We start from the raw sequence: 13,304 nt of genomic DNA, 5'->3' as shown, positions 1-13,304 counted from the left end.
GGACGCAGCCTTGCGGGCTCGGCAGCTGCTACATGTTGGTGGTGGCGTTGGGTTTTTCTTCGTTGGCGCAGGCGTTTGATTTGCAGCAGTTGAGTGATCAGCTGGCCAAACCCGATGTGATCCACGGCAACTTCATCCAGGAAAAACACCTGCGCGCCCTGCCCCAGCCGCTGACCAGCAAGGGTACGTTCGTCCTCGCGAAAAATCATGGCCTGCTGTGGTTGCTAAGAACCCCGTTGCAACAGGATTACCGAATCACCACCAAAGGCATCGCCCGACGTGACGTCAGTGGTTGGCAGATGCTGCCGAGCAAGAGTGCAGGCGCCGAGCAGAACCGCTTGTTCCTGGCCGTTCTGCAAGGCGACAGTAGCGGCTTGCAGCGTGACTTCGAGCTTTCAATGAGCGGCGATGCGCAGAACTGGAAGTTGACGTTGCTTCCGCGTTCGCTGTTGCTCAAGCAGGTGTTCAATCAGATCAACATTACCGGTGGCGAATTGGTGAGCACCATCGAGCTGCTGGAAACCCAAGGCGACAGCACGCTTTTGCGTATGCAGGACAGCACCAGCGCCCAACCGTTGAGCACTGCGGAGCAACATGACTTTGCCGAGTGAACGCAGGCTGCCATGGCTGTTCCTGATCCTGCTGCTGGCGGTGCTTGCGCTCGCCGGTTGGCAATGGCGTGACGGCGCACCGCTGTCGGCCAACCTGATGGAACTGGTGCCGGGCACGGCGCCGGACGCGCTGGAACTGCGTGCAGAACAACGCATGCAAGAACCGCTGAACCGCGAATTGCTGATGCTGGTCGGCCATAAAGATCGTGAGCAAGCCATCGCCATGGCGCAGAAACTCGGCGAACAATGGCAGGCCAGCGGTTTGTTCGAAAAGGTCCAGTGGACTCTGCAAGCCGACTTGCCCGCGCTGCGCACGCAACTGCTGCAAGGCCGACTGGCCATGCTGTCCAAGGCGGATCGCCAGCAACTGATTGAACATCCCGACGCCTTCATCCAGCAGCGGGTACAGGCACTGTTCGACCCGTTCACCGGGTTCAGCCTGGTGCCGAGCCAGGATGACTGGCTGGGCCTGACCGGGCGCATCCAGAACAGCCAGCCACAACGCGGCACCGTACAACTGGACATCGGCAGCGGCGCCTTGATCGCCGATGCCGACGGCAAGAACTGGGTGTTGCTGCGGGCAAAAACCACCGGCAATGCCTTTGACATGAGCCTGCCGTTGCAAGTGGCCGACCTGCTTGAACGCAGCCGAGAACAAGCGGCTCCGTTCGACGTGCAACTGCTGGCTGCCAGCGGCTTGCTCTACGCCGCCAGTGGTCAGCAACAAGCCAGCCGCGAGATGACATGGGTCGGTGGCGGCGCCACGCTGGGCATTCTGGCTCTGCTATTGCTGGCCTTCCGGCGCTGGCGGGTATTGCTCGCGTTTGTTCCGGTATTGGTGGGCATGCTGTTTGGCGCCGTGGCCTGCGTGGCGCTGTTTGGCCATATGCATGTGATGACGCTCGTGCTCGGTTCCAGCCTGATCGGCGTGGCCGTCGACTATCCGCTGCATTACTTGTCGAAAAGCTGGAGCCTGAAACCCTGGCACAGCTGGCCAGCATTGCGGCTGACGCTGCCGGGCCTGACGTTGAGCCTGATCACCAGTTGCATCGGCTACCTCGCGCTGGCGTGGACACCGTTCCCGGCCCTGACCCAAATCGCCGCGTTCTCCGCCGCCGGTTTGCTCGGCGCCTATCTGTCCGCTGTCTGCCTGCTGCCGGCACTGCTCAAAGGCGTGGATATACGTCCGGCGCAATGGCCACTGCGCGTCTGTGAATCGTTGCTGAGTCTGCGTGAGGCACTGCTCAGTCATTTCAACACGCCGGTACTGCTGGCACTGCTGATTGCCTTCTGCGTGGGAGGCCTGCTGCAACTCGAAAGCAAAAACGATATTCGCCAGTGGATCGGCGCACCACAGCAATTGACGGACGAAGCCCGGACCATTGCGCGCATCACCGGTTTTCAACCGACCAGCCAGTTTTTCCTGGTGCGTGGTGCGAATCAGCAGGAGTTGCTGGAGCGTCAGACCGCGTTGAGCGAGCGCCTGGATCAGTTGGTCGGCCTGGAAAAACTCCAGGGTTACCTGTCGCTGAATCAGCTGGTCAGCCAGCCAAGCGATCAGCAGCAAGTGCGTGACGCGTTGAGCAAACTGCCGCAGTTCTGGCAGCCGCTGCTCGACGTCGGCGTACCGGCAGAAGCGCTGCACGCAGAGTTGACGAAATTGCAGGCCTTGCCCGCCGAAGACATCGACGCAGCACTGCTCGGTCCGCTGGCTGAGCCCTATCGCCCACTGTGGCTGGGGCCGACCGATGACGGTGGCGTGGCGGCGATGGTCAGCCTGCAAGGCCTGAACGACCCAAGCCTGTTACGCGTTCAAGCGTTGGACTTGCCAGGCGTCGAACTGGTCGACCGTCTCGGTGAATTGAACAGCGTTTTCGCCGCGACACAGATCAGCGCAGCAGAGCTCAAACTCGCCTCCTGCGCGTTAATCGTACTGGTGTTGATGCTGCCATTCGGTCTCGGTGGCGCCCTGCGCATCGTCGCCCTGCCATTGCTCGCCGCCCTGTGCAGCCTGGCCAGTCTCGGCTGGCTGGGGCAACCGTTGACACTGTTCAGCCTGTTTGGCTTGCTGCTGGTGACGGCGATCAGCGTCGATTACGCGATCCTCATGCGCGAACAGGTCGGCGGCGCGGCAGTGAGCCTGCTGGGCACCTTGCTGGCGGCGCTGACCACGTGGCTGTCGTTCGGTTTGCTTGCGGTGTCCAGCACGCCGGCCGTGAGCAATTTTGGCCTGTCGGTGAGTCTGGGCCTGGCCTTCAGTTTCATCCTGGCGCCGTGGGCGGGACGACATGCCCACAACGTTCCGGTTGCGGAGCCGGCAGCATGATGACCGCCCTGTTTTGGCTGATGGCCCTCGCGTTGTTCGCCGTGGCCACCCGTGTCGGTCGTCATTTCGGTCTGATCCCCATCGTCAGCCAGTTGCTGCTGGCAACTTTCGGCCTGCCGCTGCTGATGTACTTCTGGATCGAACCCGGTTGGCAGCTCAGCGGCGCTGAACTGATCTCGCCGACATGGCTGAAAAATCTCTACAGCCTGAGCTTTGCCTTGCTGCTAGGGCACATTCTCAGTGACGTGATCGACCTGCGGCTGGATCGCCAGAGCCTGAAAATCGCCCTGCCGAGTTTTTGCATTCCGTTCGCGGGCGGGCTGGCGACGGCGGTCTGGTTGCTGCCAGCACAGCCGTGGATCAGTTCATTGGCAGTGGGTCTGGTATTCGCCATCACCGCAATCCCGGTGTTGTATTTGTACCTGCGGCACATCAACTACCCACCAGACGCCACCCGGCGTCTGGTGCAGACCGCGATCCTCATCGACCTGGCGTGCTGGACGCTGTTCGGACTCGCTCAGGGCAGCCTGCACGTGAGCAGCCTGCTGCTGCCATTGGCCGGTGCTTGTCTGCCGGTGCTGCTGCGTTTGCTCGGTTTGCGTCAGGCGTTGCTGCACAGCGGCTGCTTCTTCGCTCTGCTGGTGGTCGCCGAGCACTTCAAGCTCAATGCACTGATTTTCGGCATCGGTTATCTGCTGTGCATGGCCGCGTTGAAAGTGCCGCTGGTGTGGCCAATACCTGCGCTCTGGATGAGCCGTTTACAAACCTGGATCGCCATTCCGCTGATCCTCACGTTCGGCATCGTGCAGATCAACGTACACGCCGCCATCACCAGCCTGAGCTGGCTACAACTGGCTGCCCTGCTGCTGTTTCCGATTGCCAGCAAACTGCTGGGCAACTGGCTGGGTCTCGGTTGGGCCGGTGCCTCCTTTGAAGGCGCCAGCCGTTGGCGGGAAAGCCTGCTGCTGAATATTCGTGGTTTGAGTGAGATCGTTTTTCTGAATCTGTTGCTGCAACTACAGCTCATCAGCCCCGCGCTGTACTTTGCGCTGATGGTGATGGGCCTGATCGCGACATTACTGCCGGCACTGGCCGGCATGCACACTCCCCCTTTGAACATCGCCGCCCCGGCAAGGAGCCCTCGTGCCAACAGTTGAAATGCAACGTCGACAAGTCGTCGTCATCGGCGCGGGGCCTTCGGGTGCCATCGCTGCCGCGCTGCTCAAACGCAACGGTCACGATGTGCTGCTGATCGAACGCCAGCACTTCCCACGGTTTTCCATCGGCGAAAGTCTGTTGTCGCATTGCCTGGATTTCGTTGAAGAAGCCGGCATGCTCGATGCTGTGAATGCTGCCGGATTCCAGTTAAAAAACGGCGCCGCATTCGCCTGGGGCGATCAGTACAGCGCCTTTGATTTCGGCGACACGTTCAGCCATGGCAAGCCGACCACGTTTCAGGTGCAGCGCGCCGATTTCGACAAGCTGCTGGCCGATCAGGCCGCGCGACAAGGCGTGGAAGTTCGTTACGGCGAAGCCATCGTCAGCGTTGATTTCGACTTGCCGAAACCGCAACTCGACGTGCTGCGCGAAGACGGCAGCCAATACCGTATCGAAGCCGATTTCGTGTTGGATGCCAGCGGCTATGGTCGTGTGCTGCCGCGCCTGCTGGACCTTGAAGCACCGTCGAACTTTCCGGTGCGCCAAGCCGTGTTTACCCACATCGAAGACCACATCGACAGCCCGGCCTTCGAGCGGGAAAAAATCCTCATCACCACCCATCCCATCCATCGCGACATCTGGTTCTGGACCATCCCGTTCAGCAACGGCCGTTGCTCGGTGGGGGTGGTCGCGGCCGCCGAACATTTCGAAGGCCGCATGGAGAATCTGGACGAATGCCTGCGCGGGTTCATCGCTGAAACCCCAAGCCTGGCTGGCGTACTGAAAAACGCTGTGTGGGACACACCCGCACGGACCATCGGCGGCTACTCGGCCAACGTGAAAACGCTCCACGGCCCCGGCTTTGCGTTGCTCGGCAACGCTGCGGAATTCCTCGACCCGGTGTTCTCTTCCGGCGTGACCATCGCCATGCGTTCGGCGAGCATGGCCGCTGGCGTGTTGCATCGCCAACTGCAAGGGGAAAGCGTCGACTGGCAGACCGAGTTCGCCGAACCGCTCAAGCGTGGCGTCGATACCTTCCGCTGCTACGTCGAAGGCTGGTACGCCGGGACCTTCCAGGATGTGATCTATCATCCGGGCAGCTCACCGGACATCCGCCGTATGATCAGCGCGATTCTCGCCGGTTATGCCTGGGACGAGCGCAATCCGTTCGTCAGTGAACCCAAACGTCGGCTGCGGGTGCTGTCAGAACTCTGCGCAAAAGATGTCACATGAATGACAGAACCGCCTGTTTGCGGCGCAACACCCTTGAAGGTAATGCCTGATGACCCGTTTTCTGCTCCTTGGGTGCCTGCTGTTGCTGAGCGCTTGCGCCAGCCGGGCACCGCTGCCCGAGCACCTGCCAAACCTGACGTTGCCACTGCAAATGCACATCCAGCGCCTGGTGGCTGACCAACGTCAGGACTGGGTATTGGTGATTCAGCATGAAGACACGGGCCTTCGCTGGTCGATGATGGACTTGCTGGGCATTCCACAGGCGCGTCAGGTACTGATCGATGGCAAGTGGCAAGCCGACGGTCTGTTGCCGCCCAACCCGGAAGCCCGGGAGCTGTTCGCCGCATTGCTGTTTGCGCTGACCCCCAAAGATCAACTGGCGGGCAACTATCCCACCGCCTGGCAGCACGGCCGGCAACGTTCCCTGCCCAAGCGCTGGGATGTCAGTTATTCACAACCCATGAGCTTTGAATTGAACCTGCCCAAGGGGCCCCGGTATCAAGTCACGCCGTTGAGTGGGGAAACGCCATGACGGCTTATCTGAGCGCCCTCGGTGTGATCTGCGCGTTGGGGCGTGGCAAACGCGAAGTCGCCGCCAATCTGTTTGCTGGCGATTGCTCAGGCCTGCGCACCGAGACCGGCTGGGTGCCGGAGCGCGCCTTGCCGGTCGCGGCGGTGAGCGGCGAACTGCCAGCGATCCCGGTTGAGCTGAAAAAGCAAAACACCCGCAACAACCAGTTGTTGCTGGAAGCCGCGCTGCAAATTCGCGAAGAGATTGACCAGGCGATCAAGACTTATGGCCGCGATCGTATCGGCGTGATTCTGGGCACCAGCACCTCGGGCATCGATGAGGCCAGCCGTGGGTTGGCCCATTACATCCGCGAGCATGAATTCCCTGCCGAGTACGACTATCAGCAACAAGAGCTCGGCGCGCCGGCCAACTTCCTGGCTGACTGGCTGCAATTGAGTGGCCCGGCCTATGTGATTTCCACCGCCTGCACCTCCAGCGCACGGGCGCTGATGAGTGCCCAACGGCTACTGGATCTGGGCCTGTGCGACGCGGTGTTGTGCGGCGGCGTCGACAGTTTGTGCAAACTGACCCTTAACGGTTTCTCGGCCCTGGAAGCAGTGTCCGGGCAGCGCTGCAATCCGTTTTCGGTGAACCGCAACGGCATCAACATCGGCGAGGCGGCCGTGTTGTTTCTAATGAGCAAAACCGCCGGAAATGGCCGGGCCATCGCCCTGCTCGGCAGCGGCGCCAGTTCCGATGCGCACCATATCTCTGCGCCGGAACCGACCGGCCGGGGTGCCCTGCAAGCCATGAACAAAGCCCTGAACCGGGCCAACCTGCAACCGCAACAGATCCATTACCTGAACCTGCACGGCACCGCGACCCAACATAACGACGCGATGGAAAGCCTCGCCGTGACGGCACTGTTCCCGCAAGGCGTGCCCTGCTCGTCGACCAAGCCGATGACCGGTCACACCCTCGGCGCTGCCGGCGCCCTGGAAGCCGCGTTCTGCTGGCTGAGCCTGAGCCCGGACAACCGCGACCACGCGCTGCCACCCCACATTTGGGACGCCCAGCCCGACCCGCTGCTGCCCGCCTTGCATTGGGTGACCCCGGCCGATCGCCTGACGTCCATTGCACCTCGCTATTTGATGAGCAATTCCTTTGCCTTCGGTGGCAACAACGTCAGCCTGATTATCGGAGACGCACCATGATTGACTGGCCGCTCGCCGAGTTGCTGCCGCACGCTGGCGACATGATCCTTATCGAGCAGATCCTGGCATTCGATGAAGAGCAGATTCACACCCGCCTAACCGTCAGACCCGGCGGCCTGTTCAACAATTGCGATGGCAGCCTGCCAGCCTGGGTCGGCATTGAAATAATGGCCCAGAGCGTCGCCGCCTTTGCCGGTTGCCGTGCGCGCCAGCGCGGTGATGCGGTGGAGTTGGGCTTTCTGCTCGGCAGCCGTAAATTCGAATGCAACGTCGAGCAGTTCCCGGCCGGCACCGAACTGACCATCCACGGCGTTCGCTCGCTGGAAGACGACAATGGCATGGGCGTGTTCGAATGCCATATCAACGCCCCCGGCATCCACGCCAGCGCCCGCCTGAACGTATATCGTCCGCCTCAGGCCGCTCAATATCTTCATGAACCCGAAGGAGTCCAGTCATGACTGAATCCGTACTGGTCACCGGTTCCAGCCGTGGCATCGGCCGCGCCATTGCCTTGCGTCTGGCCCAGGCCGGGCATGACATCGTGCTGCATTGCCGCAGCGGTCTGGCGGACGCCATCGCCGTGAAAGGTGAAATCGAAGCCCTGGGCCGCAACGCCCGCGTCCTGCAGTTCGACGTGTCAGACCGCGCCAGCTGCAAAGCCATTCTCGAAGCCGACGTAGAAGCCCACGGCGCCTATTACGGCGTGGTGCTCAACGCCGGCCTGACGCGTGACGGTGCTTTTCCGGCGCTGAGCGAGGATGATTGGGATGTGGTGATGCGCACCAACCTCGACGGTTTCTACAACGTGCTACACCCGGTGATGATGCCGATGATCCGTCGTCGCGCTGCCGGGCGAATAGTCTGCATCACCTCGGTTTCCGGCTTGATCGGCAACCGCGGCCAGGTTAACTACAGCGCCTCCAAGGCCGGTCTGATCGGCGCGGCCAAGGCGCTGGCGATCGAATTGGGCAAGCGCAAAATCACCGTCAACTGTGTCGCGCCCGGCCTGATCGACACCGCCATGCTCGATGAAAACGTGCCCGTGGAAGAACTGATGAGAATGATCCCCGCACAACGCATGGGCACCCCTGAAGAGGTGGCCGGCGCGGTGAATTTCCTGATGTCGGCGGAAGCGTCGTACATCACCCGGCAGGTTCTGGCCGTCAATGGAGGCCTGTGCTGATGAAGCGCGTTGTCGTCACCGGCATGGCCGGCATTACCTCGTTGGGCAACGACTGGGAAACCATCGCTGGCAACTTCGCCGCCAATCGCAGCGGCATTCGCCGGATGGACGAGTGGGATCGTTTCACCGAACTCAACACGCGCCTGGCCGCCCCCATCGATGATTTCAAGGTCCCGAGCCACTGGACCCGCAAGCAACTGCGCAGCATGGGCCGCGTGTCGCGGCTTGCTGTAGGCGCTGCCGAGCAAGCGCTGGCCGATGCCGGACTGCTTGGCGACGAGTCGATCAAGGACGGACGCATGGGGGTCGCTTGCGGCTCATCCACCGGCAGCACCGACGAGATCAAGGCGTTCGGCAACATGCTGCTCAACTCGGTGGCCGAAGGCCTGAACGCCAACTCCTACGTGCGGATGATGCCGCACACCACGGCCGCGAACATCAGCATCTTCTTCGGCCTCACCGGTCGGTTGATCCCGACGTCCAGCGCCTGCACCAGCGGCAGTCAGGGTATCGGTTACGCCTACGAGTCGATCAAATTCGGCCGCCTGCCATTGATGCTGGCGGGCGGCGCCGAAGAGCTGTGCCCGACCGAAGCCATGGTCTTCGACGCGCTCTACGCCACCAGCCTGAAAAACGACGCCCCGCACACCAGCCCACGCCCTTATGACAAGGGTCGCGACGGCCTGGTGATCGGTGAAGGCGGCGGCATGCTGGTGCTTGAAGAGCTGGAACACGCCCTGGCTCGCGGTGCGCGCATCCACGCCGAACTCGTCGGCTTCGGCAGCAACGCCGACGGCCAGCACACCACCCGTCCGGAGCAGCTCACCATGCGCCGAGCCATGGAACTGGCCCTGGAAGACGCCGGCCTTCAGCCTTCAGACATCGGCTACGTGAACGGCCACGGCACCGCGACAGAACAGGGCGACATTGCCGAAACCCTGGCGACCAGCGCGCTGTTCGGCGAACACATGCCAATCAGCTCGCAGAAAAGCTTCCTCGGCCACACGCTGGGCGCCTGCGGTGCACTGGAGTCCTGGTTCAGCATTGAAATGATGAACCGCGATTTGTATGCACACACGCTGAACCTGGATGAGGTCGATCCGCATTGTGGAAAGCTGGATTACTTGCGTGGCGAGTTTCGGCAGATGAGCAATGAATACGTGATGAACAACAACTTTGCCTTCGGTGGTGTGAATACTTCGCTGATTTTTCGGCGTTGGTCGTAAGCAACGAACAGACACAAACGGAAAGTGGAGTACTCCATTTCGGAAACGTCCCACAACCAGAATTGAGGCTTTGCGCTAGGTTCAATGCCCCGTGATACATCGGGGCATCCCAAGGAAGCACGAACCATGACTAAAAAGGCCGTTATCGTTTTCAGCGGTGGGCAGGACTCCACCACCTGCTTGATCCATGCATTACCGCTTTACGATGAAATCCATTGCATTACGTTCGACTATGGCCAGCGCCACCGCGCGGAAATCGAGGTCGCGCAGCAGCTGTCGAAAGAGCTTGGCGTGACCGTGCACAAGGTGCTGGACACGACGTTGTTGAATGAACTGGCAATCAGTAGTTTGACGCGTGACAACATTCCAGTACCTAGCGTGGATAGTTCTGCAGATAGTCTGCCTAGTACTTTCGTGCCCGGTAGAAATATTCTGTTTTTAACCTTGGCCTCTATTCATGCCTATCAAGTTCGGGCCGAGGCTGTCATCACAGGTGTTTGCGAGACAGATTTCTCTGGCTACCCGGATTGCCGTGACGAATTTGTCAGGGCACTGCATAAAGCCATTGAGCTGGGCATGGACTACAAACTGCGCATTGAAACGCCGCTCATGTGGTTGAACAAGGCAGAAACATGGGCTCTTGCCGAGCAGCATGGAAAGCTTGAGTTGATTCAGCACCAGACACTGACTTGCTACAACGGAATAATTGGGACTGGATGCGCGAATTGCGATGCGTGCAATCTTCGAGCGAAAGGGCTGCATGAGTTTTTGGAGAACAAGGCCAAGGTTATGAAAAGCCTGGAAAACAAACAAAAAATCAAATAGTAAAAATCCAGGGGAAGCCGTGCCACTTCCCCTTTTGTACGTCTTAAGCGCTAACCACGTACCGTTTAAATAGGGATCTTGCTCCATAGGCAGGCAAAATATTAAAAACAGCGAAACACATTTTTATGGCGATTTGGACATAAACGATATTAAGTATTTCGGCATTAGTCATTGATCCGTAAAACGCAATAAAACAAAAAATGAAACTGTCTATTATCACTGCAAAAAACGTACTTAAAAAGACCCGTAAAAATAAAAATCTAGAGTTTGTAAGCTGTTTTATTTTATTCAACAAGTAAGAATTTACATATTCAGAAAAAATGAAGGAAATGGAAGACGCCACCAATACAGCCGATACATGAGTCATGACCTCGCTATATGGCGCATCAAGCTTCCAGCCTGATAAGCCTGGAAGAAAGCTAGTGGCGCTTAGCAAAACAGTGATAAGAGCATTACTCGCAAAAGCAAACAATATGGCTTTCCTTGCAAGCCTCAACCCATAAAACTCGTTCAAGATATCAACTATTAAAAATGTTAGCGGATAAAGAAAAACCCCTGGAGTGACAACAATATCAAGCCACTCTATGTATACAAGCTTTGTCGCAGCAATATTCGTGAAGATATATAGTGCAAAAAGCAATAGATTAAGAGCCACATAAGTCATCCATGACTTCTCTTGCCGGTCATCTATTTCGTAAGCTGTCAGTGCTTCACCACCAGAATAGAACTTCCTGTATATGGATTTTATTTCTGCCCTACTTAAATCATCCACAACATCACTTTTCAACAAGTCGTCCAACTTAATTTTAGTGACCTTCCCCGTTGAAACGATCATGATAACGGCAAGACCTTTACTATTTTCAAACCCTAGTAATTTGTACCTGCTGTTTTCCGAAAGACTATCCATTGAACCTTTCCTCCACTATCTCTCCTATTACAAGAACATCATCAGAACAACAGGAAGACTCTCTGGTTATAAATAGATTTTTTGTTGCTTTGTCATATACAAGTTTTTCTTTATCGCTATTCGACAGACCTTTCTTCACTATCAACAAATCCCCAGACTCATTCACGCCGCTGATTTCGCTTTCCAGAAGCACACCAATTAAATTGCAGGCTGTACCGAAAAAATAGGTCAAAGGGTGGGTTACAACCAACTCACCGATCCTCTTATCAAGACTTTGCACAAGAAAACTTTCTTTAATTACAGGAACCGCCGCAGGATTCATATTACCCAGCAAAGAAACACTGCTCTCTATAACTTCCCTCTCTTCAAAATCTACAGTTTCTATTTCTTTATAGGACACACCAAAAAAATCAGAAATTTTACGAATGGTAGACTGCTGAACATTGACAACCTTACCTTCCAGAATGTTGTAGATAGTAGTCCTGGTCAACCCAACTGAATTACACAACGATATCTGTGTTTCTCCTCGGCTTTTTATAAGGTACTTAATATTTCTCTTTAAATTTTCTGTTTTTTCTTTTTTATGCATTAAATGCCTGCCAATCACCTGTAATAAATTTGATCGCTCAAACCGAGCATTGCGATTTGCTTTTGTGAATATCACTCGGCTCGCCTGCCTGGCGTACAAATAGACACACCCAGCCTGATTATACATTCAATAAATGACGTTTAATTCGACGTTTATTTCTGCATACCATGCAGTAGACGAATCCCACAAAATAAAATGAACTTACTTACAGAGGTTTCTAAAGAATCATTTAATTACACAAATGTTCATTTATTTGAACAATAAGCAGGACGTTTTTAGTTATAAATCTATCCGTATCGTCAGCCCATACATCGCTGCCGATCAATCATGAATAGCCGGAAAGGATGCCGCTTTTCTTTAAAAAAATAAGGGAGTTCCACAATGAAAAAAATCAATCCCGATCGCCCGCAATCGTCAGACCCGAAAGACGCCGACACCGCCGATCTATCCAAACTCTCCGAAACCACCGAGCGCACCGTCAGCGCGCGCCTGCGTAATCCAAACCGCCCCGACCCTGTCAGCCATGTGTTCAGCATCAACCCGAACGTCGATACGGAGTCCTTGCTCTGTCACGCCACTGAAACCCTCGCCTCGCTGAATGTGATGACCACCGACCTCGCCTGTGAACTCGAAGGCTCGCGCCGCAACGAGGCATTGGCCATTCAGCAGCTGACCGTGCTGGCCGAATTGATGGTCAACCGGGCCCTGGACATTCTTGACCCTCCCAGCGGGTTGTCTGCGGCGCCGTCCAGCAGTCACCAATAAGTAAACGCGCTTTCTTACGCAATGGAGGTTTTTTGTCATGGATAGATACATGCCTATCACCGGCATCGATTGCACCATCGCATCGTTGTTGATCGACACCGAAGCACCGCTGGACGTGCTGCACGAAACGGCGGCCTACCGCATCCGCACTGCGACCCAGCTGCTTGAAAGTTTCGCGTTTGGCGAGGGCGTTCACAGTGAGCTGGCGCGGGTGTTGGTGACGTCATTGCGCGATGGTTGTGACTTGCTGGATGTCGTCGGACGACGATTGCAGGGGCAGGTTTCGGAGCAGCAAAGCAAATCAAGACAAGCGCCTGATGCGTCGTAACGACGTCGGTGGTGTTGGAACCAGCGCTTCCAACATGTGTGAAGACGGCCCCCGCGCTTAGCGCAGAGGCCGTTCACACGCTACAAAACATTAAATTCAGGTACTGGCATGTAACTTCAACCCCAAAGCTTTCACGACTTTAAGGATCGTGCCGAACTCTGGATTCCCTTCCCCTGACAGTGCACGGTAAAGGCTTTCCCGAGAGAGTCCTGCATCCCGTGCAACCTGGCTCATGCCGCGAGCCCGCGCAATGGTCCCAAGTGCTTTAGCAATAAATGCTGGATCAGCTCCCGCTTCTTCCATACAAGCGTCAAGGTAATTAGCCATGTCCTCTTCGGTCTTGAGGTACTCGGCAGAGTCCCAGCGAGTGAATTGTTCGGTCATGGGTTTTGCTCCTGCCAGGATCTTGCAATTAGCCTGGCCTGTTT

15 protein-coding genes are annotated in these 13,304 nt (G+C 57.0%); 12 read left to right on the top strand and 3 right to left on the bottom strand.

Annotation, left to right across the window (positions count from 1 at the left end):
- Window positions 1-32 precede the first annotated feature (32 nt).
- From KGB06_RS23495 to queC, 10 genes are all read left to right on the top strand, one after another.
- Window positions 33-611, top strand: coding sequence for an outer membrane lipoprotein carrier protein LolA (locus tag KGB06_RS23495; protein WP_223520194.1), 579 nt, complete (start codon window positions 33-35; stop codon window positions 609-611).
- The gene (locus KGB06_RS23490; RefSeq protein ID WP_223519996.1) at window positions 595-2,937 is read left to right on the top strand and encodes an MMPL family transporter; all 2,343 of its coding nucleotides are present in this window, start codon (window positions 595-597) and stop codon (window positions 2,935-2,937) included. Before KGB06_RS23495 ends, KGB06_RS23490 begins: the two co-directional genes overlap by 17 nt.
- Window positions 2,934-4,094 (top strand): sodium:proton antiporter, encoded by a 1,161-nt coding sequence (locus KGB06_RS23485; RefSeq protein WP_223519995.1) that lies wholly within the window; start codon window positions 2,934-2,936, stop codon window positions 4,092-4,094. Before KGB06_RS23490 ends, KGB06_RS23485 begins: the two co-directional genes overlap by 4 nt.
- Window positions 4,081-5,328, top strand: coding sequence for an NAD(P)/FAD-dependent oxidoreductase (locus tag KGB06_RS23480; protein WP_223519993.1), 1,248 nt, complete (start codon window positions 4,081-4,083; stop codon window positions 5,326-5,328). Before KGB06_RS23485 ends, KGB06_RS23480 begins: the two co-directional genes overlap by 14 nt.
- Before the next feature lie 49 nt (window positions 5,329-5,377).
- Window positions 5,378-5,860 (top strand): hypothetical protein, encoded by a 483-nt coding sequence (locus KGB06_RS23475; protein WP_223519991.1) that lies wholly within the window; start codon window positions 5,378-5,380, stop codon window positions 5,858-5,860.
- Window positions 5,857-7,053 (top strand): beta-ketoacyl-[acyl-carrier-protein] synthase family protein, encoded by a 1,197-nt coding sequence (locus KGB06_RS23470; protein WP_223519989.1) that lies wholly within the window; start codon window positions 5,857-5,859, stop codon window positions 7,051-7,053. Before KGB06_RS23475 ends, KGB06_RS23470 begins: the two co-directional genes overlap by 4 nt.
- Complete coding sequence (locus KGB06_RS23465) at window positions 7,050-7,511, top strand: hotdog family protein (protein WP_223519987.1); 462 nt, start codon at window positions 7,050-7,052, stop codon at window positions 7,509-7,511. Before KGB06_RS23470 ends, KGB06_RS23465 begins: the two co-directional genes overlap by 4 nt.
- A complete protein-coding gene (gene fabG / locus KGB06_RS23460; RefSeq protein ID WP_223519985.1) occupies window positions 7,508-8,236 on the top strand; it encodes a 3-oxoacyl-ACP reductase FabG in 729 nt (242 codons plus the stop codon). Before KGB06_RS23465 ends, fabG begins: the two co-directional genes overlap by 4 nt.
- Window positions 8,236-9,462 carry a beta-ketoacyl-ACP synthase gene (locus tag KGB06_RS23455; RefSeq protein ID WP_223519983.1) on the top strand — a complete coding sequence of 409 codons (1,227 nt, stop codon included), beginning with the start codon at window positions 8,236-8,238 and terminating at the stop codon, window positions 9,460-9,462. Before fabG ends, KGB06_RS23455 begins: the two co-directional genes overlap by 1 nt.
- Window positions 9,463-9,588: 126 nt before the next feature.
- Window positions 9,589-10,287 carry a 7-cyano-7-deazaguanine synthase QueC gene (queC, locus tag KGB06_RS23450; RefSeq protein ID WP_223519981.1) on the top strand — a complete coding sequence of 233 codons (699 nt, stop codon included), beginning with the start codon at window positions 9,589-9,591 and terminating at the stop codon, window positions 10,285-10,287.
- A 43-nt stretch (window positions 10,288-10,330) separates the two neighbouring features.
- On the opposite strand, the gene KGB06_RS23445 is transcribed toward queC, so the two are convergent.
- Both KGB06_RS23445 and KGB06_RS23440 read right to left on the bottom strand, forming a co-directional pair.
- Complete coding sequence (locus tag KGB06_RS23445; protein ID WP_223519979.1) at window positions 10,331-11,194, bottom strand: queuosine precursor transporter; 864 nt, start codon at window positions 11,192-11,194, stop codon at window positions 10,331-10,333.
- Window positions 11,187-11,783 (bottom strand): helix-turn-helix transcriptional regulator, encoded by a 597-nt coding sequence (locus KGB06_RS23440; RefSeq protein ID WP_223520192.1) that lies wholly within the window; start codon window positions 11,781-11,783, stop codon window positions 11,187-11,189. The genes KGB06_RS23445 and KGB06_RS23440 overlap by 8 nt, the downstream gene beginning before the upstream one ends.
- Window positions 11,784-12,164: 381 nt before the next feature.
- Here KGB06_RS23440 and KGB06_RS23435 point away from each other — a divergent pair, with 381 nt between their 5' ends.
- Both KGB06_RS23435 and KGB06_RS23430 read left to right on the top strand, forming a co-directional pair.
- Window positions 12,165-12,548, top strand: a complete 384-nt coding sequence (locus KGB06_RS23435; protein WP_223519977.1) for a DUF6124 family protein — start codon at window positions 12,165-12,167, stop codon at window positions 12,546-12,548.
- A 37-nt stretch (window positions 12,549-12,585) separates the two neighbouring features.
- Complete coding sequence (locus tag KGB06_RS23430; RefSeq protein WP_223519975.1) at window positions 12,586-12,876, top strand: hypothetical protein; 291 nt, start codon at window positions 12,586-12,588, stop codon at window positions 12,874-12,876.
- Between the two features lie 96 nt (window positions 12,877-12,972).
- On the opposite strand, the gene KGB06_RS23425 is transcribed toward KGB06_RS23430, so the two are convergent.
- Window positions 12,973-13,260, bottom strand: coding sequence for an addiction module antidote protein (locus KGB06_RS23425; protein WP_223519973.1), 288 nt, complete (start codon window positions 13,258-13,260; stop codon window positions 12,973-12,975).
- Window positions 13,261-13,304 lie beyond the last annotated feature (44 nt).

Origin of the sequence: Pseudomonas sp. GL-B-19, assembly GCF_019956415.1 — a bacterium.
Taxonomy (GTDB): domain Bacteria; phylum Pseudomonadota; class Gammaproteobacteria; order Pseudomonadales; family Pseudomonadaceae; genus Aquipseudomonas.
The sequence above is the reverse complement of the archived record's forward strand: the minus strand, read 5'-3'. Positions and strand labels throughout refer to the sequence as shown.